The sequence below is a fragment of the Hungatella sp. SL.1.14 genome (assembly GCF_024460495.1).
In the GTDB taxonomy this organism is placed as follows: domain Bacteria; phylum Bacillota; class Clostridia; order Lachnospirales; family Lachnospiraceae; genus Hungatella; species Hungatella hathewayi.
Genome location: NZ_JANFYJ010000002.1, coordinates 147,225 through 170,712 on the forward strand (window position 1 = coordinate 147,225; position 23,488 = coordinate 170,712).

Sequence of the window (23,488 nt, forward strand, 5' to 3'; positions counted from 1 at the left end):
TATGAAATCATTTATCTCACTTTCCATTCGACGCAGACGATGAAGCTTGTATCTTTTAGGTACAGGCTTAAAATGCTGTGTGCCTATAGAAAGTGAGCTGGAATTGTATATTTCAAACACTGTCAGGTGAACACAGCCTGGCAGTGTTTTTTGTTTAGGAGGTTAAAAAGGTGAAATTATTAACAAATTTACTATCAACAATCGTTGCATCAGCTTTTACAGAATGTGGTTATGATGCGGTTTTGGGGCAAGTGGCGGTTTCCGACCGTCTTGATCTGTGTCAATTTCAGTGCAATGGGGCATTTTCAGGGGCGAAGCTGTATAAAAAAACACCGTTTGCCATTGCAAATGAAGTCGTAAGCCGTATTCAAATGAATGATATGCTGGAGAAGGCCGAAGTGGTTCCGCCGGGATTTATCAATATCACAATAAAAGATGAGTTCCTTTTCGGTTATGTAGAACAGGTATTTCGCGATGAGCACAAAGGGATTCCTCAAACGGAACATCCAGAGACCATTGTATTGGATTATGGAAATCCCAACGTAGCGAAACCGCTTCATGTCGGACATTTACGTTCTGCAATTATTGGTGAGGCACTTAAAAGGATTATTATTTCCACAGGAAGAACAGCAATCGGTGATGTTCATTTGGGCGATTGGGGGTTGCCTATGGGACTTGTACTTGCCGAACTAGAAGAACGTCATGGAGATCACCTCCCGCCTCTTACGGTTGATTTACTCAATGAGATTTATCCGTTTGCAAGTAAAAAGAGTAAAGCAGATGGTGTGTTTCTGGAGAAAGCAAGGAAGGTGACGGTGAAACTGCAGAAAGGCTATGTCCGTTATACGAAAATCTGGCGGGAAATGGTGGATATTTCGATTAAGGATATCAGGGAAACGTTTGGCCGGCTGAATGTCTCGTTTGACCATTGGTATGGCGAGAGTGATTCAAGTAAGTATGTACCGGAACTGATAAAAATATTGACTGATAAAAATTTACTTGTACAAAGCGAAGGCGCTGAAGTTGTTAATGTAGCCATGGAATGTGATAAAGCAGTTATTCCGCCGACAATTATCGTAAAATCAAATGGTTCGGAGGGATATGCAACCACAGATATTGCAACCATTCTTCAAAGACAGCGTGATTTTAAACCGGATAAGATTCTGTATGTGGTTGATTTCAGACAAAACCTGCATTTCACGCAGGTCTTTCGTACCGCGCGAAAGGCGGAGCTTATCCCGGACTCTACGGAACTGGCACATCTGTGTTTCGGGACAGTTAATGGCCGGGATGGAAAACCGTTCAAAACAAGGGATGGCGGTGTAATGCAGCTTTCCGAGCTTTTGGATACGGTGATCAGCTGCTCTTATGATAAACTGAGGTTTCACGAAGTGATTGGAGAAGCTGATAAGAAAGAAACTGCAAAAAAGATCGGCATTGCAGCAATAAAATTCGGTGATTTAATCAATCATTACTCGAAGGACTGTATCTTTGATATGGAGAAATTCATGGCTGCAGAAGGAAAAACAGGCGTTTATTTACTCTATATGGTTGCACGGATTCACTCCATCTTAAAAAAGGTTGAAGATCTTGATGTTACTTCGCTTCATTTAAATGGCATTTATTCCAATACGGAGAGGGAACTCATGATAAAGCTTGCTCTGAGTGGCTATGTGTTTATAAACGCATACAACGAGAAAGCACCTAATATGATCTGTGAAAGTGCCTATCAAATCGCTGTGGCTTTTTCAAGGTTTTATCATGAAAACCATATTTTGAGCGAGAAAGATGAGCAGAAAAAGTCTTCCTGGCTTGCCCTGTGTCTCATCACGAAAGACATATTAAAGATGCACCTTAACACACTGGCAATAGATACCGTTGAATTTATGTAGCTGAATGAAAAAGGAAAAACAAGTATGATATGGAGGAAATACAATGGATTGTGCAAAAGTAGGTCGCTTGATTATGCAGTTCCGAAAAGAAAAAGGAATGACGCAGCAGCAGGTCGCAGACCTTTTAGGGATCAGCAACAAGACTGTCTCCAAGTGGGAGCGTGGTCTGGGCTGTCCGGATGTATCGCTGTGGGATGATCTGTCCACGGTGCTGGGCGCCGACATATTAAAACTGCTTCAGGGAGAATTGAGTCCCAACCGTCCGGATGTGGGCAAGTTGGAAAAAACACTCTTCTATGTATGCCCCATCTGCGGCAATATTCTTGTAAGCACGGGAACTGCGTCGATTTCCTGCTGCGGGAGAAAGTTAAAACCGTTAATTCCGGTTTCGTGCTCGGAGGAATATAAGGCTGTCCTGAGGGAAATTGACTTGGAGTATTATGTGACCGTGAATCATGATATGCGCAAGGATCATTATATTTCTTTTGCTGCCCTTGTCTACCATGACCGTATCTATTTAAACCGGCTGTATCCGGAGCAGAACCCGGAATTCCGACTGCCGATGGTAAGGAAGGGCGGGTATTTATATCTTTACTGTACGCAACATGGGCTGCAGAAGTGCCCGATCGCGCAGATCACCAGGGAACACGAAAGATTCGCGGACTGAATGAGCTGTTATCAGAGACGGCGGTTTTGAGTAAAATCAAAATCGCTGTTTTTTTCTAATTACCTGTTGACATTTTCCAGAAATGTGGTATTGTTTAACTAGAAATATTAATTAATTGAATTAATACATAAAACGAAGGAACAAATTAATTCAAAAATAAAAAAGAAGAGGAGAACAGCGATGAAATTTTTTGTGGACACAGCGAAGGTAGAGGATATCAGAAAGGCAAATGATATGGGGGTTATCTGTGGAGTAACCACGAACCCGTCCCTGATTGCAAAAGAAGGAAGAGACTTTAACGAAGTAATCAGAGAGATCGCTTCCATTGTAGACGGACCGATCAGCGGAGAAGTAAAGGCTACTACGACAGATGCGGAAGGCATGATTAGAGAAGGACGCGAGATTGCAGCGATTCATCCAAACATGGTAGTCAAAATTCCGATGACAGTGGAAGGCTTAAAGGCTGTCAAAGTATTAACGGCAGAAGGCATTAAGACGAACGTAACGCTTGTTTTCAGTGCAAACCAGGCACTTCTGGCTGCCAGAGCCGGGGCCACTTATGTATCTCCGTTCTTAGGACGTCTTGATGATATTTCCATGCCGGGCATCGATTTAATTGAAACGATTGCTGAGATGTTCCGTGTGGCGGGAATTACCACAGAGATTATTGCAGCAAGTGTCCGCAACCCGATCCATGTCATCGACTGCGCTCTTGCCGGAGCAGACATCGCAACCGTTCCTTACAGCGTGATTGAGCAGATGACAAAGCATCCGCTGACCGATCAGGGAATCGCAAAATTCCAGGCTGACTATAAGGCAGTATTCGGAGAGTAGAAGAGGAGGATACGGGATTGAGCGATTATCTGGAACTTGAAAAAATAGCGGTTGAGATCCGAAAAGGCATCGTGACGGCGGTTCACAGCGCGAAGTCCGGCCATCCGGGCGGATCACTGTCGGCGGCTGACTTATTTACCTGGCTCTATTATAAAGAACTGAACATTGATCCGGAACAGCCTTTGAAGGAGGATCGTGACCGCTTTGTATTATCAAAGGGCCATGTGGCTCCGGGATACTATTCTACACTGGCGAACCGCGGTTTCTTCCCGGTAGAGGATTTAAAGACACTGCGTCATACCGGCTCCTACTTACAGGGACATCCGGACAGAAAGCATATCCCGGGCGTGGATATGTCCAGCGGTTCTCTGGGACAGGGGATTTCCGCTGCTGTCGGAATGGCACTCTCTGCGAAGCTGCAGAAGAAGGATTACCGTGTTTATACGCTCCTTGGCGACGGGGAGATTGAAGAAGGTCAGGTCTGGGAAGCTGCGATGTTCGCAGGCTACAGAAAACTGGATAATCTGGTCGTGATCGTGGATAATAACGGACTCCAGATTGACGGTCCGGTGGATGAAGTCTGTTCCCCTTATCCGATCGATAAGAAATTTGAGGCATTTAATTTCCATGTCATCTGCATTGACGGCCATGATTTCAGCCAGATTGAACAGGCATTTGCAGAGGCGAGAAATACGAAGGGAATGCCGACCGCCATTATCGCAAAAACCATAAAGGGCAAGGGAGTTTCCTTTATGGAGGGAGCGGTGGCCTGGCACGGTGCTGCTCCAAACGACGAGCAGTATCAGACCGCAATGGCAGATTTGGAGAAAGCAGGTGAAGCGTTATGCCAGAGATGAAAGAACAATCCGTAAAGAAGATCGCTACGAGAGAAAGCTATGGCAGCGCTCTTGCGGAACTGGGAAGCGTAAATGACAAAATTGTGGTCCTGGATGCCGATCTGGCAGCTGCGACAAAGACGGGAGTTTTCAAGAAGGTATTTCCGGAACGCCACATCGACTGTGGTATCGCGGAATGCAATATGATGGGGATTGCTGCCGGTCTTGCCGCAACAGGGATGGTTCCGTTTGCAAGTACTTTTGCAATGTTCGCAGCCGGCAGAGCATTTGAACAGGTTAGAAACTCCATCGGATATCCGCATTTAAATGTAAAGATTGGCGCTACTCACGCTGGTATTTCCGTCGGTGAGGATGGCGCAACCCATCAGTGTAACGAGGATATTGCTCTGATGAGAACGATTCCCGGTATGGTTGTGATCTGTCCTTCCGATGATGTGGAGGCGAGAGCCGCTGTCAAGGCCGCGGCCGAGTATGAGGGCCCGGTATATTTACGATTTGGACGTCTGGCTGTACCTGTAATCAACGACAATCCGGAGTACGAGTTTCAGATCGGAAAAGGCGTGGTTTTAAAAGAGGGGAAAGACTTAACTGTTGTTGCAACAGGTCTGGAAGTCGGTCATGCACTGGAAGCGGCAAAGCTTCTGGCTGCAGACGGAATTGATGCTGAAGTGATTAACATTCATACGATCAAACCCCTGGATGAGGAGCTCATTATAAAATCTGCGAAGAAAACCGGAAGGGTAGTGACAGTGGAAGAACACTCCGTCATTGGCGGACTGGGAAGCGCTGTCTGCGACGCTCTGTCCGAGAACGCTCCGGTACCGGTCTATAAGATCGGCGTACGTGATGTATTCGGCGAGTCTGGTCCGGCTGCTGAGCTGATTCATAAGTATGAACTGGATGCAGAAGGTATTTATAAGCAGATTAAGAATAAGTGGTATTGAGACAGGACAGAAGCGAAGAGACAGTATGGGATTCGCAGTCTGAAGTGAAATGTACAGCAGGCCGTGATACGGGAAGATGTGATTCATGTATCGCGGCCTTTTTGCGTGGAAAAAATGATGATTTACGTGGAAAGATGATGATGTTGCGTAAGTGTTCCGGGAGAAAAAGGGAAGCTCCGTGCAGAGAGAACGTTTATTCCCGTGAGCGTCGGGAATTTTAACTGATTTGTAAGAAAAACGTTTGAAAGTTTGGTTGAAATAACGGAGGGAAGATGCTATAATCTAAGTGGTAAGTGATAAGTAGTAAGTAGTAAGTAATAAGCAAACAGCCAGGCATTATTTTTTCTGCAGGAACAGCAGGCAAACACCAAATCGCACGAGTCGAAAGGAGATTACTATGAAAGAATATACATTATCTCAGCAATATGCCCTGATTGGCCTGGATGGCCAGGATTCCATACATGCAACCGCGGCAAAGAATGCGGTCTGCCGCTGTATCGCGGCGGCAAAGCTTCTGGAACGGCTTGTATTAACCGAAGATCCGGGGTCAGAGGCGGTGAAGGAGGAACTGGAAGCTGGTTTTAAGGAGATTCGCAGTATAGGCAAGAAAGAAGCCCGAGCTCTGGAGACTGAGGTTGCAGAGACGCTGAAGGCAGAGGGGGTCCTTGATGAGGTTCCGGATATTATGGCATGTGACATTAATTATAACAGCATGAATATGGAACTGAAAGTCTACCGCAGCGACGAGGTGGAATACCAGCGTACAGCGGAGGGAGTTCGTGCTGAAATGCTCGAGGGAGGTGCCGTAACGTTAGAGTGTGCCTGCCTGGTATGGCTGTTCCGTGAGAGCGGTTGTATCCACGAGATATTTTCTGTGAACGAGCAGGAGGAACTGGCTGCCCGTATGATTGAGCTGGCCGAGCAGGAACCGGTTATCAGAGTGATCTGGGATCTGGAGATTTACCGGTGGACGGAGAAACTGTCACAGCAGCTGCTGGGGGCGAAGAAAAATCTATTTAAGAATCCATATATGGAGGGCGTCAATCTCCTGTTCCCGTTTCTGGACAGAAGGCAGGCGATATTCATTGACTTCGTTATTTTCGGAACGGACGTGGCGGGAAGGCGTATGGCTATTCTGAACTATTTAACGGAAAAGGGTCATTACGTGGAAGAGGTCAAGAATGGTTCTGAGACCCTTTTAAAGGTAGATAACTATTATTACCGGGTATTCCCCATGACAAAGGTTTACTATAAGGTACCGGTACAGGGAGCGAATCTGGTTCCTGTTTATAAGTAGGTGATGGAATGTCAAGACAGAGAAGCATGGAGAAGATCAGTACCTCCGAATATGTATCGATTGGAGAACTGGCCAGGCTTACTGGCTGCCGTTACAGCACTCTGAAGTATTATACAGAAGAAGGAATGCTTCCGTTTGAACAGGAAGAAGAGAATCTCACGAGACGATACCGGAGGGTCGAGACTGTAGAACGGATAGAGCGGATTAAAAGTTTAAAAGAAAGCGGAAAGACGATACCGGAGATTAAAGAACTGGTCAAGACGGGATAATCCCGCACGCGTAGAGCCCATCCATGAGCATGCGGGATTTCCTGGGAGGAAAAGTCAAAGATCCGGCCGCAGGAGACAGGACGTTAAAACTATAGTGCCGCGGGCGGCGGGAGCTCTGCCCCTCGCGGCAGTCCCGGCTGGTTCCATGAGGGCGTCTCACCGGCTGACTGTCCGCGGGAATTAAAATTAACACCAAAATTGTGTACAGCAGCACGAAGCTGGAAAGTTAAGAAAAATATCATTGACATTTTGATGATTCCGTTTTATAGTATCCATAGAATAAAGAGGGCGTACGGTCCTTTATGAGAAGAGGAGTGATTGTTATGTTGGCAAACGATAGGAAATGGGTGAAAACAAGATAACAACAGGAAAGACAGGGACTGGCGTAAGACAGCTTTATTTACTGCGCACGGCTTGTTGTCGTGTTTTTTTTGTACCTTTTTTCGGGATTCCGGGAAATGGCGGTACGTCCCTGTCGGCTCATAAAGGAGATTTTGATTTGGAGAGAGAAAATTGCATATTGATCAGTAACAGTAAAAACTGGATTGAACAGGCGGCTGTCGATCAGCTTCGTGGCGTTGCCAAGTTACCCGGAGTGGTGAAGGCAGTAGGCCTGCCGGATCTCCATCCGGGAAAGACACCGGTAGGAATGGCGGTGTTGAGCAGAGAACGGTTTTATCCTCATTTGATCGGCAATGATATTGGATGCGGAATGAGTTTATTTTCCACAGGAGTAAAGCAGAAGAAGTTCCGGATGGAGAAATGGGAGACGAGATTAAACTCGATTCGGGAGCTGGGGGATATCCCGTGTGACAATCCTTATGAGGGATTTTGCCCTGTTAAGGATTTGGGGACGATTGGCACCGGAAATCATTTTGCCGAGTTTCAGTGTCTGGAACACGTTTACAGGGAAGAGGAGGCTGAGCGTCTTGGACTGCTGGAGGGCCGCATCATGTTATTGGTTCACAGCGGCTCCCGGGGATACGGGCAGGAGATTTTAAACCGGTTTTATTCGCCGGAAGGACTGCCGGAAGATGGAGAGGAGGGCAGCCGCTATCTGGCGGAACACGACTCTGCTATCCTGTGGGCCGGAAGGAATCGCATGATAACGGCGAAAAAGCTGCTCGCTTATCTAGGCGTGGAGAGTGAGGTGAATCCTCTGTTAGAGAGCTGCCATAATTATCTGGAGCGAACGGAAGATGGCTGGCTCCACCGGAAAGGGAGCGTATCGACGAAGCGGGGAGCCGTGGTGATACCTGGATCCAGGGGAAGTTTAAGCTATGTGTGTGTACCGGCTGCGGATACAGCCGTGTCCCTGGACTCTGTGTCCCATGGTGCAGGCAGAAAATGGGCCCGAAGTATCTGTAAGAGCAGAATCGACCGGAGATACGACAGGGATTCCATCAGGAGCACAAAGCTTAAGAGCCGCGTGGTCTGCCATGACACCAATTTACTGTTTGCCGAGGCGCCGGAGGCCTATAAGAACGTGGAACAGGTGATTGCTTCCCTTGAGGACTATGGACTGATTGATGTTGTTGCGACACTGCGGCCGCTTCTCACGTTTAAAGGGTAAGGAGGCGCGCATGAGAATACAGATAAGTTCCGGGCAGGGCCCGGCGGAATGCGAGCTGGCGGTTGGTCTGCTCTATGAGGAACTGAAAAGGGAAGCGCCGGATATCCGGCTGCTTTCTTTCACACAGGGAAAAAAGCGGGAGGGATTTTCCTCCATCATGTTTGAGACGGAACATGATTTTACCAGCCTGGAAGGCAGTGTGCTGTGGATTTGCAAAAGCCCTTACCGGCCAGAACATAAACGAAAAAACTGGTATGTGGATGTCAGTATTTTGGAGACGGTGCCGCGGGTGACCGAGGAAAAGCTGGTTCGCTTTGAGACCTTTAAAAGCGGCGGGAAAGGCGGCCAGAACGTGAATAAGGTGGAAACCGGAGTCCGCGCCATTCATATACCGACGGGGACTGCGGTGGTATCCACAGAGGCGCGGAGCCAGCATATGAATAAGCAGGCTGCCTTAAACCGCCTGTGCGAAATTCTGGCGGAGATGAACCTGGAAAGCGGGCGAAGGGAAAAGAACCTGGCCTGGATGGAACACACCAGGTTGGAACGGGGGAATCCTGTTCGGGTCTACGAGGGAAGAGCGTTTCACCTTAAGAGGGGGAACGGTGGGGATAAGAGCAATGGAGCATAAGGTAAGGTGCGAATGGTGCCTGGTGCATGAGCCGATGAAACGGACCGACAGGATAAAAATGAAAAGCGAGGTAGTGGAATGGAAAAAAGGAAACGGTAACGCAGGCTGATTTGTTTAAAGTACTTGATATGTTAGAGCAGTTTGGAATCCGTTACTGGCTGGATGGCGGCTGGGGCGTGGATGCGCTTGTTGGCAGGCAGACGAGAGAACACAGGGATGTGGACATTGATTTCGATGCCGGGTATACGGAAGAATTACGGCATAAGCTGGAAGAAAAGGGATACGAAGTAGTAACAGACTGGAGCCCTGTCCGTATAGAGCTGTACCATCCCCAATTGAGCTATATCGATATTCACCCATTTATTTTAAAGGAGGACGGAACAGCAAGACAGGCTGGCTTAGAAGGCGGCTGGTATGAATTTGAGGCCGATTATTTTGGCAGTGCTGTTTTAGATGGTAGAAAGATACCATGTATCTCAGTGAAAGGGCAGAAGATTTTTCATACCGGCTATGAGCCGCGAGAGGTAGATAAGCATGATATGAAAAATATTGAGAAACTGATGAGCAGCGTCTCACAGAGCGGATTTATGCATGAGTACAAAGGATAATAAAACAGCAGGGAACAACGATTTTGATCGTCGCTCTCTGCTGTTTTATTATGACTCTAGTGCCCCCAAAGGTTCTGTGCCACCTGCATGGCGGATTTATCTGCGATTTCCGCGATCTTTTCTTTGGACTCTTTCATGCCGTTGTTGATCCAGCAGCGCAGGACTCCGGTTAAACCGAATGTGATGAACTCAATGAAATAGGAAAGCGATACGTCGTCGATTCCCGGATACTGTTTCTTAAAAATCGCGGTTCCATTGTCAGAAATGAGCTGATGGAAACGGTAGACAAAATCACTGGATGCGCTGTTTTCAAACAAAATTCTGGCAATTTTAACATTTTCTTCAATATATTGTATGACTGGCAGCAGGATGGGCATCAGCGAACCATTCTTAGAACTGCACAGGAAATTGTCGATCATGTCCTGAAAATCGGCCAGTACGTCGGATTCCATCTTCTGCAGCAGATCGTAAGTATCGGTGTAATGATTGTAGAAGGTTCCCCTGTTTAGATCTGCCCGCTCCGTGATGTCCTTGACGGAAATATTTTTAAAATCTCTCTCGGTCATCAGCTCAATCAGGCTGTCTTTTAACATTTTCTGGGTCCTGCGAATTCTCCGGTCCTCTTTCTGTGATTCCATATTTTTCTCCTCACAATCCTGTTTAAAAACAAATTTATCAGTTTCGATTGATATTAAACACAAAAGCGAATAAGTGGTGCTTATCACACAAAGCAGCGAATCGTTGCTTATTGAAATATATCAACAATTGAATTATAATACACATGTGTTCAAAAGTCAATGATTGTACAATAATCAAAAGGTGGGCAATAATGAAAAGAAACAGCGATATTTTCAATCAGGTGATTCGTTTTATTGTGTATCACGGGAAGATCATTGAGAAGATTTTCCTGGTAACCACAATTCTCTGCGCCGTTTGTTTCCCGTTTGTGGGGGTGAATTACGATCTGAGCAAATACCTGCCGGATTTTGCACCGACAAAGCAGGCGCTGGATGTGATGGAAGCGGAGTTTGGTTATCCCGGCATGGCGCGTGTTATGGTAAAAGACGTATCTCTGCAGGAGGCGAAACGCATCCGGGAAGAGATATCTGCGGTTGACGGGGTAGATCTGGTTCTCGGTTCTGACGTCTCGACCGATGTCTACATGGGAACACCGTTTCTGAGTGAAAGCATGACGGAATTCATCGGCGTCGATTTGCTTGCAATCGACGATTACTATAAAGACGGGAACGCCCTGATGGACATTGTCTTTGAAGATAAAGACGGGGAGCCGCGTACCAATGCGGCCATCGAGGAAATTTACCGGATCGTCGGTAAGGACCGGGGCTGCTTTTCCGGAAGCGCCATATCCAGCAAGGAACGGGAGGCTTCGATCACAAGAGAGATCGCCATGGCGATTGCCATGTCAATCGTGATTATATGGCTGATCCTGACGCTGACCACCACGTCGTGGATGGAGCCGTTTCTCTTTATTTTCGTGATGATCGTGGCGATTGTACTGAATATGGGGTCGAATATTATTTTTGGAACGATATCCTTCTTTACTTTCTCCACAGCGGCTATTTTGCAGCTGGCGGTATCGATGGACTATTCTATTTTCCTGCTTCATACCTTTACGGCATTGAAAAACAGGGGCATGGAAATCCATGAGGCGATGGTGGAGGCGATCAGGGAATCCTGCAGTTCGATTCTCGCCAGCGGGGCGACCACCATTGTGGGATTTATCGTTATCGCGTTTATGCGGTTTACCATAGGAAAGGACGTAGGATTTGTACTCGCAAAGGGAATCATATGCAGCCTTTTAACGGTGCTTCTGCTGATGCCCACACTGATTCTCCGGTTTGACGATAAGATTGTGAAAACGGCGCATAAGCCGCTTATCGCTTCTTTTGATGGATTTGCACGGGCCATGTACCGGATCAGGATTCCGGTGTTCCTTTTGGCGGCGCTCTTAGCAGTGCCCTGTTATTTCGGGCAGGGTATGAATCACTTCCTGTACGGCGACGATGCGATCGGTGCGGGACCGGGAACGCGGGTTTACGAAGACACGCAGGAGATTGACCGTCTGTTTAAAAAGTCCAACATGACGATCTGCATCGTGCCGAACGGTTCCGGCGTGACGGAAAAGGAACTGTCAAAGGAACTGGAGAACCTGGATTTTGTCAATTATGTGATTTCCATGTCAGGAACCATGCCTGACGGAATACCGGAAAGCTTCCTTCCTGATGATTTGACGAGCCAGCTGCGGGGCGATGTTTATGCCAGAATGCTGATTTCCATGAATACCTTACAGGAGAGCGACTATGCGTTTGAGTGCAGTGCCAGACTGGAGGAGATTGTACATAAGTATTATCCTGACAATTCCTACGTGATCGGGATGACGCCCACAACCATTGACATCAGGGATATTCTGACAGAGGATTACAATCATGTATCTCTGCTGTCTCTGGCTGGTGTGGCACTTGTCGTATTTCTGACATTCCGCTCGGTCCTGGTGCCGATTCTGGTGATTGTGCCGATTGAAGTTGCCATCTATTTAAACATGACGCTGCCCTATGTGATGGGGGACACCATGATCTATATCGGCTATATCATCGTCAGCTGTCTGCAGCTGGGGGCTACCATCGATTACTCGATTCTGATGACAAACAACTACCTGGCGTTTCGAAAGGAAAAGGGACGCCGCGAGGCTGCCGTTGCCGCTGTCAATAAGAGTACGCTTTCAATCATGACATCGGGCGGTATTCTGATGGTGGTAGGATATCTGCTGTATTTTACTTCGTCCATACAGGCGATTTCCCAGGTGGGGCGTCTGGTGGGACGCGGGGCTTTCCTGAGCGTGACACTGGTACTGTCTCTGCTTCCGGCGCTCTTATCCGCATTTGATAAGCAGATCAAACGGCAGCAGGAGCGGGCGGATGCACGGAAAGAGAGAAGGCGGAACCGTCTGGCGGCAGCAAAAAACCTGACAGCAGGGAAAAGTCTGCCGGGAGCGAAGCGTGTGACGGAAGAGAAGGAGTTATCGGAAGAGAAGGAGTTATCGGAAGAGAAGGAGTTACCGGAAGAGGCAGGTCTTACGACAGATGTGAGCCCGACATTTGCAGATGGAAAATGCGGGCAGAAAGAAGGTTCCGCGCAGGCGGAGGCAGAAGAGCCGGAGCAGAAGGAAAAGGGAGATGACAGCCATGAGAAAGAGTAAACGGATTTCAGCGTTTGTTTTAGCAGCCGTGCTTGCGTGCGGTCCGTCCATGGAGGCGGGAGCGGCGGCAGACACTCCGGTCTGTGATGAAACGCTCTATATCACGATGGATCCCTACGGGGAGATTAAGGAGAGCAGTGTCGTAAAAAGCTACACGATGAACGGAAGCAGCCGGATTGTTGATTATGGAACGTACAACCGGATTACCAATATGACGGATCACTCCGAGCCTGTGACGGAGCAGGACGGAAAGCTTACATTTAATTTGGAAAATCCGGAGGACCGTTTCTATTTTGAAGGTGGTACGGAGACCACAAAGGAAGAGCTTCCCTGGAATATTTTAGTGAGTTACCGCTTAAACGGACTGGAAAAGAAGGCGGAAGAACTCTGCGGCGCAGCCGGACTGGTGGAAGTGAATGTAGATCTTACGCCGAATAAAGGTGTGTCGGATTATTACCGCAATAACATGGTTCTGATGGCCGGAACCGTTGTAGACATGGATAAGAATTTAAGCCTCGAAGCGGAAGGGGCTCAGGTTCAGGCAATGGGCAATTTAAATGCGGTTATATTTTTCGCACTGCCGGGGGAAGAGCAGCATTATTCGATTCGGATCGGTACAGATGATTTCTCTTTCAGTGGAGTTGTTTTTACCATGGTGCCGCTGACTGCGTCCCAGCTTGACAAGGTGGGAGATTTGCGTGAGGCGAAGACGACCCTGGAGGATTCCGCGGATGCCATCAGTGACAGTCTGGACACACTGTTTGATACGTTTGACAGCATGCAGAAAAGTGTGGAAGATTCAGCTGACGGTCTCAGGGGACTCGATCACAGCCGTCAGCTGTTCGCAGATTCCAAGGGAAAGGTGTACGCCGATGCAGACGAAGCGCTGGCAGGTTTAAATGAGCTGTCCCGGCAGTTTAAACCGTTCTCCGGACATATGAGGGAGGCGGAAAAGTATCTCGATACCATGAATTCCCATGTCAATGAACTGACTGGGCATCTCGATGATCTGTCGCCGGATCTGGAGGACATGAAGGCGACCATGCGGGATCTTCGGGATGATTTACAGGGGATCAGCTCCATGCTAAACAGTCCCCAGGTGGATTTAGGAGCCCAGGCGTTTTTACAGCTGATGGAAAAGACGAAAACGGATCTGGAGATCTTTAAGCAGTCGCAGGCCAAACTGGATGGCGGCGTGAGTGCGCTGACGCCGGCTCTTGCGGGGCTGCTTGCACAGGTCGGAGGACTGGGTGGAAAAAAAGCGGAATATTTCAGTGAAGACAGTCTGGAAGATTTTATCGATGAGATGGAGAGTGCGGGTGTGGATCTGGGAGATGAGGATGAGGTGGCTTCCTATCTGCGCAATGAGCTGGGGATGGCTGCGGATGAAATAGACGCACTCATGAGATACGCTTCTCAGGCTCTGTATGAGACTGCTACAACGTCCCAGCCAGACACTGGAAATATCGCCGCCGCAGCCCGGGCGATCGTTGAAGGCTTCCATGGTACCGCCGGGAACACCGGACTGATTACAGATATACAGACCATGATCGGACAGACGGAAGTTCTTCTTAAGGCCGCGGCCTCCCAGAAAGGGAACGCGGTGGGTATGCTGCAGAATACCGCGGACATGGCCCATCTGGCAGCCAGTATGTGCAACACACTGGACGATATTATTTCCGATGCAGACAGTCTGACTAAGACGGTCAATTATTATCACGAGGGTACGCTGGAGACTCTGCGTGATCTGGGAAGTATGACAGATGCCGCAGCCGGAAGTTTAAAATCTCTGACCGTGTTCTGTACTTCCTTTGAAAATCAGCTGAAAACAGTCGGCGATTCCTTAAACTCCAGTACCCAGAAGACATTAAACGGCCTTGCAGGAACGCTGGATGGATTGGGAAACGGACTGGATCAGACGGATGTGCTTAAAAATGCCAAAGACACTATCAAAACGGTGATCGACGATAAATGGGATGAGTATACCACAAAGGATACGACCATCTTAAATATTGATATGGACGCGAAGCCCGTATCGCTGACATCGGATAAGAACCCGTCTCCGCGTACGGTACAGATTATTCTGAGGACCGGTGAGATCAGGGAAAAAGATAAAAGTAACGCTGCCGAGGTGGATGAAAGTTACCACCCGGAGGGAAATGTATTCCACCGGATCGCCAGTATCTTTACCCGGATCTGGAAGATGATTACATCGCTGTTTCAAAAATAAAGAGTTGTAAAGCATAGAAAATTGTGAAAAAGGTTCCGGATTGCTGCAGGGGCCTTTTTTGCGTTTTAAGGTAAGAGGAAAGCGCTCCTGTCACACAGGAATCTGATGACAGGATATTGTATTTTACAGGAAAACATGGCATACTACCGGTAAAACAGTGGAAAAGAACAGGAGAATGATATGTGCGGACGATATTATGTAGACGATGAGACGGCGCGGGAGATCGAAAAATTAGTGGAAACAGTCAATGACAAGCTTCGTCTGGAACGGCTGGGCAGGGATATCCATCCCACGGATGAGGCGCCGGTCCTGGCTGCCGGAAACCACGAAATGAAACTGGAATGGCAGCACTGGGGCTTCCCGGGATTTCAGGGAAAGGGGGTAATCTTTAATGCCAGGTCTGAGACGGTGCTGGAAAAGAAGATGTTTCGTGAGAGTGTCCTGCATCGAAGAATCATCATTCCCTGTACCTGGTTTTATGAGTGGAACCGGAAAAAGGAGAGGGTGACATTTTACAGGGAAGACGCACCGGTAATCTTTCTGGCTGGTTTTTACAATGTATTTGGAGATGAAAAACGCTTCACGGTTTTGACGACGGAAGCAAATCAGTCGATGGTCAGCACCCATGACCGGATGCCTCTTATCATTGAGCATGATCAGATCAAAGACTGGGTGATGGATGATACGAAGTTCTGCGGAATGCTGAAGCAGACGCCGGTGCTGCTGGAGACGAAACAGGAATACAGCCAGCAGGAACTGAAATTTTTATAGTAATTACTCCCCTTCAGTAGTTCCTTCTCCGATCAGTTAGCAAATGATTTTTCAGAGAATTGTAAAGAAACAGAAATAGATAATCTGTTGAAAATATGATAGGATAGTAATATCTGAAATATGACAGTGATCCGAGACGGGAGGAATGGAGTATGTGGACAAGAGCAGAGTTAAAGGACAGGGCAAAGAATGACCTCAGGCCGTATTACTGGTATGGCGTTCTGGTGTGCTTCATCGCCGGAATACTGGGGGCAGGAAGCTCCGGCGGAGGCGTGAGTATCAGCACAGGCAGCAGGGCGAGCGAGAATTCATATTCTATCGGCAGTATCCGGGATGGACGCCATGCCGCGGTTTTTTTGTTGATTTTAGGGATTTTTCTGGTAGTCTTCATCATTGCCGTTGCAGTCGGTGTTTTTGTAAGCAATGTTGTAGCAGTAGGTAAACTGCGCTATTTTATGGACAGCGCAGTTATGCAGCAGTCAGCCGGAATCGGCCGTATTTTCTTCGCGTTTGGCGGAGGAAACTATTTAAACGTTGTAAAGACCATGTTTTTAAAGGGGCTCTTTGAAGGGCTGTGGTCGTTGCTGCTTGTTATCCCCGGCATTTATAAGCACTATGAGTATTATATGATTCCCTATCTGCTGGCGGATAATCCGGAGATGGACAGGCACGAAGCATTCCGCCTCAGCAAAGAGATGATGGACGGCAACAAGTTTAATACCTTTGTATTGGAACTGTCCTTTATCGGCTGGTATTTGCTGGGAATGATGCTTTGCTGTATCGGCGGCATCTTTGTTAATCCGTACTATGAAATGACCTTTGTGGAGCTTTACTGGGTTTTGCGTGATCAGGTGATGGGGCCGCGGCCAACAGAAGCCATGGATCAGAATGTATATGCTGACGCGTACTACCGGGAAATATAATGGAATAATGGGTTATCAGTTATAACGGATTCAATCTGTTTCGAAAGAGGCGGGGAGGTAGAAAATACCTTACCCGTCTCTTTTGTCCTGTCAGACGGATTTTCATCTGATAATAAAAGTCATCCGCCTGTGCTGGTTTGTGAAAGGGAGATAATAAAAAGCATCCGGTTTAGTTCGGATGCTTAAAATTAAATTCAATTTGATTATAGTCTGCCGGATCAGATACAAAAGCTTTCCCTATCGATAGTTTTTCGTTGATTTCTCTCTGGGTTACGTAATATTCATTCCTGGCCTTCATTAGAATAGAGGCACGTGAATCCTGAGATGAGTTTTGAAACCAGTAGAGTAACAGGGATTCTTCTTCGGATAATAACTTTTCAACTACTGTTCCGGCTTCTTCGGGTCTCAATGCAGTAATGAGAGGTTGGTTAAGTTCTGGTAAATCAAAGAGATTGTAGATCGTTGTTCCCAGTGCTTTTGCTATGTTCTCCATGTAAGCGGTTTTTACATTCATGACGGTTCCATTGATGATACGGTTCAGAGTGGTAGCCGGGATACCTGTTAAAGCAGACAGTTGTGTTTTATTAATATCCTTTAGCTTCATATACATTAATATCTTATTGTTTACCATTTGTACAACCCTCCAACAAGAATTATAGCAGAAATGGAAAAAAATGTAAATAAATGTCGAATGAAAAAGGGCAGAGAGAATTTTGATATTTTGTTAGTAATATTTGAAGTTTCTCATCCATTTGGCGGAGTCGTCATTATAATGTTATAATGACGGCTAAAAATGAAATGACAGCATACCAGAATATGCAAGAGGAGGAAATGAAATATGTCAAGTGTCAGAGGGATTTTAGAGAGAGCAAGCCTGGATAGTATGATTGCCTGCTTACTGGATGAGCCAGGGCCGGTAAACGGAACGATTGAGGTAAGCGAAAGCGCTATTGAGAACAGCTACAGAGAGTTCATATTGGAACTAACACATCTTTACCCGGGTGTAAACAAAGATGATGATGAACTGTTTGATGCGGTTATAAGATTTGCATCTGTTCTTGAAGAAATCTATTTAAAAATCGGATTTATCGTTGGCAGAAAATTAGACGGAGATTTGAGGGAGGGGGAAGAAAAGCTTAAGAATATTGTAACAGCGAAGTAACGTGAAAAGAACTGTTTCCTGTTTTTGGGGCAGTTCTTTTATTGGTGTATCCTTATCCATTAAAACTAAAATATAGCCGGGATTTCGGTTTTGAGTTTTTTAGCCTGTACTTTCTAACTTTGTCTTTATGAATCCTTCAACTTATCGCTTATGATGATTCGTCTTGGCTGTGTGTTCAAAAGAATATCCATGTCCATATCTGAATAAAAGAAATATTTTTGGTGAATACTTTTCCTATATTATGGATATACGAGGTATTTTGCTGTGAATAACAACAGAGACAGAGTGCTGTCATATACAGAAGAATTTTCAAAAAAATACGGGTATACGCCGACAACTTTTCAAATATCAAATGAACTGTATATACCGCATGACAAGGTATCTTCTATTATAGAAGCGTTAAGAGCCGAAGGAGCAATTCAGATCAGCAGGCCGTTATCATAAGCATCTCGAATTCGTTTTCCTGGAGCGTGGGAAAACCATGAGAAAAACTATGGGATTTGAAATGGATATGGCAGGAGAGTACTGTATGGTTGGTTTGAAATTTGTAAAGGCGTGATTAATGGCTGAGGGTTTTTGGATGATGTCAGATAGGGTAACATAACAGTATAGCTGGCAGTTGTTCATAGATGATATCGATAGAACAGTAATTTATATCATATTTTAATCGGGATACAGGAATGGAAAAGTGGCTCAGTATTGTGCAGAAGCTGTAAGCTGGAGGCGTTTTTCATTCACATTATCTCGGTTTGTGAAATATTTATTGATAAGACTGCAAAAATGGCATTATAGGCATTACCATTATGTTTCATAAAAAAAGAATAGGTCTCCATGCTTTGTGTTTTTCCCTGATGAAGTTTCGTTGCTGATACAAGGAAAGAATCTATTGTGGCGTGGAGGTCTTTTTTTGTTTACAATAAATAAAGTTTTAAAACAAACGGCTGAAGGGAGAATTTTAAATGAGAGAGTTGGGGAATGAAATGCAGTTAGTGGAAGAGTTTAAGCAGTATCTGGTGTTGGAGGAGAAAAGTAAAGCTACTATTGATAAATATATGCGGGATATTGTCAAATTTTTAGATTGGGAGTGGGAACCTCGGGGTTCAGGGAACGTCACCATATCCTGATTTTCACAACAGATTCGGGCGATGACCATATGCTCTAAGGCACTGATGGACGGAATTGCGGCACACGTGGAACATATTGACTGTGATAAGGTCACTTCCAAGGAACTGATGGAGATATACCGTCTGCCGGCCGCGGTTAATGCGGCTAAGGTTCAGCTGCATATCGGAAACAGTGTTCCGGTCACGGCCTTTATCGAACGGCCTTTTTCGAGAATGGTAATCCGGACCAGAATCTACCAACGGAAACTTTTGAGATGGACAAGCTGAAGGCAGTCCATATGACCGCCGGCACCTGCTCTGCCATGTTCCAGAACGGATTTGCCGACTGTTAGATGGTAATCGAGAGAACGTAACTGGAGGATGCAGTCTCTTTCTTGAAGAACGTGGTGGACGGAATCATAGCCTGCTCCAAACAGGCGCGTGAACTTAAGCTTTCAGCACGCTGAGGAAGTTCCTGTGTGATAGCCTTCGATGTAGAACCATTTTTACAGGCCCATCCTCAGCTTGACTATTTGAAAGAGTTTTTGAAAAAGCGACCGTCTCACCCCTGGACTGCATTTTCGGTTTAAACAGAGTAAGGACAGTGGAACTGCTCAATAGAGACGGCATTATATAAGAATAGTATCATGCAAAACATCATAAAATACTGCACCGTGGCTTTGCTAAAGCTCCGTTATAATAGAAATGGAAAAACGGCAGGAGTGCAGCATTTTAGTGATCTTGGTGAATTCGGAAGCCTCTCAGTTTCCCTGTCTGAAAGTGGAGGCTGAACTCCTTCAGCCATGCGCCTTCCTGCTAAAACAGTTTTTTTGCGCTATAATCTAAATTTATCCAGTAGAACCGGCATTAAGGGCCAACTTGTCATTATTTTCCACAGTTTTCACTTTTGATATATGGTTATCTTCAGAAGTGAAGTCTCCAGAATCGTTTTTAGCCGTGCCGCAAGGTTCCGTATCTGGTATAGAATTCAGTATAAAAGAGTATTCAGGTTTATTTCATTACAGAAGGAAAGTCGTATGCAAGAAAAGGTAAGGGATTATTTCCTTAATATTCGCTAAATTTTTTTTAAGGCTTTCCAAAGAGCATTGACTATATTTGGGAAAGCTTGTATTCTCAACACAGCTAAGATAAAAAGGAAGTCTAAGAAATTTTTATATAGCAGGGGTGTTACATGTTTGTCGCATCGTTCTGACACGGCAGCCGGTCCATGTGCCGGTGTCTGCAATGGTAAAGAATAATACCTTGAATACACGAGGAGATAGAGAAAAGGAGAACATCATGGAAAAAATATTGGTTGCAGAAGGGCTTATAAAACAATATATCACTAAGGGGCATACCACAAATGCATTGAACGGAATTGGCTTTGAGGTTTGCCGCGGAGAGTATGTGGGTATCATGGGTGCCTCCGGCAGTGGAAAAAGCACCTTGTTGAACTGCATTGCGACCATTGATGAGGTAACCTCAGGCAATATTTACATTGCTGGAAAAGATATCACCAAGATGACTAAGAACCAGCTTTCTGCTTTCCGGAGAGAGCAATTAGGATTTATTTTCCAGGATTTTAATTTATTGGACACTTTAAATTGTAAGGACAACATTGCATTGGCCCTTTCTATTCTTGGAGTAAGACCAGGACAAATCGAAAAAAAGGTGAAAGATGTTGCCCAGGAGCTGGGAATTACCCAGATCCTGAAAAAATATCCGTATGAGATTTCGGGTGGGCAAAAACAGCGTGTAGCCTGTGCAAGGGCTATTGTTACAGAGCCGTCGCTAATCTTGGCGGATGAGCCAACCGGAGCTCTGGATTCTAAATCAGCATCCATGCTGCTGGATAATTTTGAATACCTGAATGAGCAAAAAGGGGCGACTATTGTAATGGTGACCCACGATGCATTTACAGCCAGCCACTGCAGCCGTATCCTGTTTATCCAGGACGGACTGATATTCCACCAGCTGCATCGTGGAAATAGTGACAGAAAAGCCTTTTTCCAAAAAATCATGAAGGTGGTATCTGATTTGGGAGGTGACAGCGATCATGTCCTTTAAGAAAAAAGTGCATCAGGATAACAGAACATATGGGAAAAGTAAGCTGAGTCCTGTTTTTTTTGATATGGCGTTTAAAAATGTGCGCAAAAGTGCACGGGATTATCTGATCTATTTCTTTACGATTGCTTTGGGTGTTGCGTTGTTTTACTCTTTTAATTCCATAGGCAAGCAGTTCTCAGTGCTGAAGATACCAGATACCCTAAGCTATATATCCTTTACTGTTTCGTCCATGGCGGTGATATCGGTTTTTGTCTGTTTGATTATTGGATTCCTGATTGTCTATGCCAACCGTTTTTTGTTAAAACGCCGCAAGAAAGAAATCGGTATTTATATGACACTCGGCATGAGCGAGCGGAATATTTCCGACCTTTTGATGTTGGAAACTCTGCTGATTGGCATATTTGCTGTGGCGGTAGGTATACCCATTGGAATTCTTGTGTCCCAGGGGCTTATGATCTTTAGTGCGCAGATGCTTAATATCCCCATGAAACAGGCAAAGCTTTTCATTTCCCAGGAGGCTATTGCTGGCAGCATTTTGTTTTTCTTTGTGCTTTTTGCCGTTGTACATCTTTTTAACAAGAAAGAGATACGGAAATTAAAGCTGATTGAACTGCTGAAGGCAGAAAAACAGAATGAAGCTATAAAAACCAATGGATTTGTATCAATATTATCGTTTTTTCTGTCCGTTTTCCTCACACTGGCAGGATATTACTTTTTGTTTTATGATCCTCTTCAAAATATGATGAACGCACTGGTTTTTGGGATTCTTTTGATTTCTGTAGGAACGATACTGTTCTTTTTTTCTGTTTCGGCTATTTTGCTGAGTGTTTTTGGAAATATAAAAAGCTATTATTACAGGGGCCTGAACATGTTTGTCTTGCGGCAGCTCAGCAGTAGAATTAAGAGCTCCGGGTTGTCCATAGCAGTCATCTGTATTCTGCTTTTTTTATCCGCGGCATCCATGGCGGTGGGACCGATCCTGGGGAAATCTAGTGTGAAAGGTACGGATCAAGCCATGCCCTATGATGCGGAGTTGGTAAGAAATTATCCAGGGAGCTATCAAGATTATGGAAAAGAAAATGATCCCTGGGTAAATTTGGATTCTTCGGATCAGAATGATACAGCAAATAATAATGATTCTTGGGATCAATATAACCCTGAAAACTATAATGACGGCTGGGACCAGAATGACGGCTGGGATCAGAATGACGGCTGGGACCAGAATGACGGCTGGGACCAGAATGACGGCTGGGATCAGAGCGACGGCTGGGATCAGAATGAGAATCTTGACCAGCAATGGGGAACTGCTGATGTGTCAGGCAGCAATGAAATGGTTGAAAACAGTGCCTTGTGGGAGGGCTCTTTGACAGAAAATCTCCAGCGGCTGGGATTTCCGTTGTCTGATATCTTTAAAGAATATGGAGAGCTGACCATTTATTTTTCTGATGACTTAAAGGAACAGGCATTTTTAGTGGAAGGCTATCCCCGGAAAGAGAGCGAGAAAGGCTTTGGTAATTTTACCATTGGCATTGTGGGTGTAGAGGAATACAACCGGATGATGGAACTTCAGAAGAAAGAAGGGATTTCTCTTGGGGAGAATGAGTTTGCCATCACATATAATATGAGTGAATATGGCGGCATCTACCAGTATTATGCTAATAATCATAAAAAGCCGCTGCGCATCAACGGATATGATCTGAATTTAAAGGAAGATGGCGTCTATGTGCGAACCATGGGAATTGAAAATGTGTTGATGAACAACGGTACTGTGATTGTACCTGAGAAGGTGTTGTCCGGCCTTGCGGCAAACCGCACCATGCTGAACGGCAATTTCAAAGATGAAAATACAGGGTACACAAAATTCGTGGAGGCTGTCCGCGCCTTGAATACCAATCTGATCTGGACTACCAGACAGGATACCTTTGTAGAGGTTACTATGGCAAATATCCTTCTGTCTTATGTTGGGCTGTATCTTGGAATCTGTTTTATAATAACTGCAGGAGCGGTTTTGGCGTTGCAGCAGCTTTCTCAGACTGCAGATAATCAACAGCGTTTTCTCCTGCTGCAAAAGCTGGGAACAAAAAGAAGCATGATGCTCAAAGCCATGCGGGTACAGGTTGTCACGTATTTTGCCCTTCCGTTCCTTCTGGCGCTGATGCATGCCTGGGTCATGATTACCTATACCATGAATACCATAACAAATCTTTCCTTGGCGGAACAATTAAACTATGTATATCTTTCAGGCGGAATTGTGCTGGTTTTGTACGGAACCTATTTTGTGGGAACCTATCTTGGCAGCCGGCGGATAGTTCTCGAGGTGATTTCAGAGAAAACGAACAGAAAATAAGCCGGATCGCAGCACCTCAACGGCGGTCATCTCATAGGATGATCTGCCGTTGAGGTGTTGTTACTCACTAATTTCCTTGCTTATGGGCAGCGATTT

The 23,488-nt window shown here is 45.9% G+C and carries 21 protein-coding genes; 19 read left to right on the plus strand and 2 right to left on the minus strand.

All coding sequences use genetic code 11. The features are described 5' to 3' along the window. Positions 1–170 precede the first annotated feature (170 nt). The 10 genes from argS to NE473_RS02975 all read left to right on the plus strand — a co-directional run bounded on the left by argS (position 171) and on the right by NE473_RS02975 (position 9,572). Positions 171–1,892 (plus strand): arginine--tRNA ligase, encoded by a 1,722-nt coding sequence (argS, locus tag NE473_RS02930; protein WP_055650293.1) that lies wholly within the window; start codon positions 171–173, stop codon positions 1,890–1,892. 43 nt (positions 1,893–1,935) lie between these two features. Further along, positions 1,936–2,559 (plus strand): helix-turn-helix domain-containing protein, encoded by a 624-nt coding sequence (locus tag NE473_RS02935; protein ID WP_055650292.1) that lies wholly within the window; start codon positions 1,936–1,938, stop codon positions 2,557–2,559. A gap of 180 nt (positions 2,560–2,739) precedes the next feature. Continuing rightward, entirely contained in the window at positions 2,740–3,393 is a 654-nt protein-coding gene (gene fsa / locus NE473_RS02940; protein ID WP_055650291.1) for a fructose-6-phosphate aldolase, read from the plus strand. Between the two features lie 17 nt (positions 3,394–3,410). Beyond that, positions 3,411–4,250 (plus strand): transketolase, encoded by an 840-nt coding sequence (locus tag NE473_RS02945; protein ID WP_022033019.1) that lies wholly within the window; start codon positions 3,411–3,413, stop codon positions 4,248–4,250. Next, positions 4,238–5,194 carry a transketolase family protein gene (locus tag NE473_RS02950; RefSeq protein ID WP_022033018.1) on the plus strand — a complete coding sequence of 319 codons (957 nt, stop codon included), beginning with the start codon at positions 4,238–4,240 and terminating at the stop codon, positions 5,192–5,194. Before NE473_RS02945 ends, NE473_RS02950 begins: the two co-directional genes overlap by 13 nt. Before the next feature lie 397 nt (positions 5,195–5,591). Next, positions 5,592–6,491 carry a hypothetical protein gene (locus tag NE473_RS02955; protein ID WP_055650289.1) on the plus strand — a complete coding sequence of 300 codons (900 nt, stop codon included), beginning with the start codon at positions 5,592–5,594 and terminating at the stop codon, positions 6,489–6,491. Between the two features lie 8 nt (positions 6,492–6,499). Then, positions 6,500–6,760 (plus strand): helix-turn-helix domain-containing protein, encoded by a 261-nt coding sequence (locus NE473_RS02960; RefSeq protein ID WP_022033016.1) that lies wholly within the window; start codon positions 6,500–6,502, stop codon positions 6,758–6,760. A gap of 499 nt (positions 6,761–7,259) precedes the next feature. Beyond that, positions 7,260–8,333, plus strand: coding sequence for an RNA ligase RtcB family protein (locus tag NE473_RS02965; RefSeq protein ID WP_055650368.1), 1,074 nt, complete (start codon positions 7,260–7,262; stop codon positions 8,331–8,333). Between the two features lie 10 nt (positions 8,334–8,343). Then, positions 8,344–8,964 carry a peptide chain release factor H gene (prfH, locus tag NE473_RS02970; RefSeq protein ID WP_055650288.1) on the plus strand — a complete coding sequence of 207 codons (621 nt, stop codon included), beginning with the start codon at positions 8,344–8,346 and terminating at the stop codon, positions 8,962–8,964. Positions 8,965–9,074: 110 nt separating this feature from the next. Next, positions 9,075–9,572, plus strand: coding sequence for a nucleotidyltransferase domain-containing protein (locus NE473_RS02975; protein ID WP_256265157.1), 498 nt, complete (start codon positions 9,075–9,077; stop codon positions 9,570–9,572). A gap of 56 nt (positions 9,573–9,628) precedes the next feature. On the opposite strand, the gene NE473_RS02980 is transcribed toward NE473_RS02975, so the two are convergent. Continuing rightward, the gene (locus NE473_RS02980) at positions 9,629–10,210 is read right to left on the minus strand and encodes a TetR/AcrR family transcriptional regulator (RefSeq protein WP_022033013.1); all 582 of its coding nucleotides are present in this window, start codon (positions 10,208–10,210) and stop codon (positions 9,629–9,631) included. Positions 10,211–10,401: 191 nt separating this feature from the next. Between NE473_RS02980 and NE473_RS02985 the strand changes: the two genes are divergently transcribed. From NE473_RS02985 to NE473_RS03000, 4 genes are all read left to right on the plus strand, one after another. Then, positions 10,402–12,789, plus strand: a complete 2,388-nt coding sequence (locus NE473_RS02985; protein WP_055650287.1) for an efflux RND transporter permease subunit — start codon at positions 10,402–10,404, stop codon at positions 12,787–12,789. After that, positions 12,776–15,019: a hypothetical protein gene (locus tag NE473_RS02990; RefSeq protein WP_256265158.1), complete on the plus strand. Its 2,244-nt coding sequence runs from the start codon at positions 12,776–12,778 to the stop codon at positions 15,017–15,019. Before NE473_RS02985 ends, NE473_RS02990 begins: the two co-directional genes overlap by 14 nt. Before the next feature lie 180 nt (positions 15,020–15,199). Next, positions 15,200–15,790, plus strand: coding sequence for an SOS response-associated peptidase (locus NE473_RS02995; protein ID WP_055650285.1), 591 nt, complete (start codon positions 15,200–15,202; stop codon positions 15,788–15,790). Positions 15,791–15,942: 152 nt separating this feature from the next. After that, on the plus strand, positions 15,943–16,713 hold the full coding sequence (locus NE473_RS03000) for a DUF975 family protein (protein WP_055650284.1): 771 nt from the start codon (positions 15,943–15,945) through the stop codon (positions 16,711–16,713). A 169-nt stretch (positions 16,714–16,882) separates the two neighbouring features. Here the strand turns inward: NE473_RS03000 and NE473_RS03005 are convergent, their stop codons facing one another. Next, entirely contained in the window at positions 16,883–17,344 is a 462-nt protein-coding gene (locus NE473_RS03005) for a helix-turn-helix domain-containing protein (protein WP_055650283.1), read from the minus strand. A 207-nt stretch (positions 17,345–17,551) separates the two neighbouring features. Between NE473_RS03005 and NE473_RS03010 the strand changes: the two genes are divergently transcribed. From NE473_RS03010 to NE473_RS03030, 5 genes are all read left to right on the plus strand, one after another. After that, positions 17,552–17,875, plus strand: coding sequence for a hypothetical protein (locus NE473_RS03010; RefSeq protein ID WP_022033009.1), 324 nt, complete (start codon positions 17,552–17,554; stop codon positions 17,873–17,875). Between the two features lie 959 nt (positions 17,876–18,834). After that, on the plus strand, positions 18,835–18,999 hold the full coding sequence (locus tag NE473_RS03015; RefSeq protein WP_006774340.1) for a hypothetical protein: 165 nt from the start codon (positions 18,835–18,837) through the stop codon (positions 18,997–18,999). A gap of 21 nt (positions 19,000–19,020) precedes the next feature. Next, positions 19,021–19,266, plus strand: coding sequence for a hypothetical protein (locus NE473_RS03020; RefSeq protein WP_055650282.1), 246 nt, complete (start codon positions 19,021–19,023; stop codon positions 19,264–19,266). 1,011 nt (positions 19,267–20,277) lie between these two features. After that, positions 20,278–21,045: an ABC transporter ATP-binding protein gene (locus NE473_RS03025; RefSeq protein WP_055650281.1), complete on the plus strand. Its 768-nt coding sequence runs from the start codon at positions 20,278–20,280 to the stop codon at positions 21,043–21,045. Further along, positions 21,035–23,392 carry an FtsX-like permease family protein gene (locus NE473_RS03030; protein ID WP_055650280.1) on the plus strand — a complete coding sequence of 786 codons (2,358 nt, stop codon included), beginning with the start codon at positions 21,035–21,037 and terminating at the stop codon, positions 23,390–23,392. Before NE473_RS03025 ends, NE473_RS03030 begins: the two co-directional genes overlap by 11 nt. Positions 23,393–23,488 lie beyond the last annotated feature (96 nt).

Excerpts from the sequence above, each read along its gene's own strand:
- NE473_RS03020 (WP_055650282.1), top strand. The coding sequence starts at position 19,021 with ATGACCATATGCTCTAAGGCACTGATGGACGGAATTGCGGCACACGTG.
- NE473_RS02950 (WP_022033018.1), top strand. The coding sequence starts at position 4,238 with ATGCCAGAGATGAAAGAACAATCCGTAAAGAAGATCGCTACGAGAGAA.
- NE473_RS03000 (WP_055650284.1), top strand. The coding sequence starts at position 15,943 with ATGTGGACAAGAGCAGAGTTAAAGGACAGGGCAAAGAATGACCTCAGG.
- NE473_RS03015 (WP_006774340.1), top strand. The coding sequence starts at position 18,835 with ATGAGAGAGTTGGGGAATGAAATGCAGTTAGTGGAAGAGTTTAAGCAG.
- NE473_RS03010 (WP_022033009.1), top strand. The coding sequence starts at position 17,552 with ATGTCAAGTGTCAGAGGGATTTTAGAGAGAGCAAGCCTGGATAGTATG.
- NE473_RS02990 (WP_256265158.1), top strand. The coding sequence starts at position 12,776 with ATGAGAAAGAGTAAACGGATTTCAGCGTTTGTTTTAGCAGCCGTGCTT.
- prfH (WP_055650288.1), top strand. The coding sequence starts at position 8,344 with ATGAGAATACAGATAAGTTCCGGGCAGGGCCCGGCGGAATGCGAGCTG.
- NE473_RS02935 (WP_055650292.1), top strand. The coding sequence starts at position 1,936 with ATGGATTGTGCAAAAGTAGGTCGCTTGATTATGCAGTTCCGAAAAGAA.
- NE473_RS02960 (WP_022033016.1), top strand. The coding sequence starts at position 6,500 with ATGTCAAGACAGAGAAGCATGGAGAAGATCAGTACCTCCGAATATGTA.
- fsa (WP_055650291.1), top strand. The coding sequence starts at position 2,740 with ATGAAATTTTTTGTGGACACAGCGAAGGTAGAGGATATCAGAAAGGCA.
- NE473_RS03030 (WP_055650280.1), top strand. The coding sequence starts at position 21,035 with ATGTCCTTTAAGAAAAAAGTGCATCAGGATAACAGAACATATGGGAAA.
- NE473_RS02985 (WP_055650287.1), top strand. The coding sequence starts at position 10,402 with ATGAAAAGAAACAGCGATATTTTCAATCAGGTGATTCGTTTTATTGTG.
- NE473_RS02995 (WP_055650285.1), top strand. The coding sequence starts at position 15,200 with ATGTGCGGACGATATTATGTAGACGATGAGACGGCGCGGGAGATCGAA.
- NE473_RS03025 (WP_055650281.1), top strand. The coding sequence starts at position 20,278 with ATGGAAAAAATATTGGTTGCAGAAGGGCTTATAAAACAATATATCACT.
- NE473_RS02980 (WP_022033013.1), bottom strand. The coding sequence starts at position 10,210 with ATGGAATCACAGAAAGAGGACCGGAGAATTCGCAGGACCCAGAAAATG.
- NE473_RS02955 (WP_055650289.1), top strand. The coding sequence starts at position 5,592 with ATGAAAGAATATACATTATCTCAGCAATATGCCCTGATTGGCCTGGAT.
- NE473_RS03005 (WP_055650283.1), bottom strand. The coding sequence starts at position 17,344 with ATGGTAAACAATAAGATATTAATGTATATGAAGCTAAAGGATATTAAT.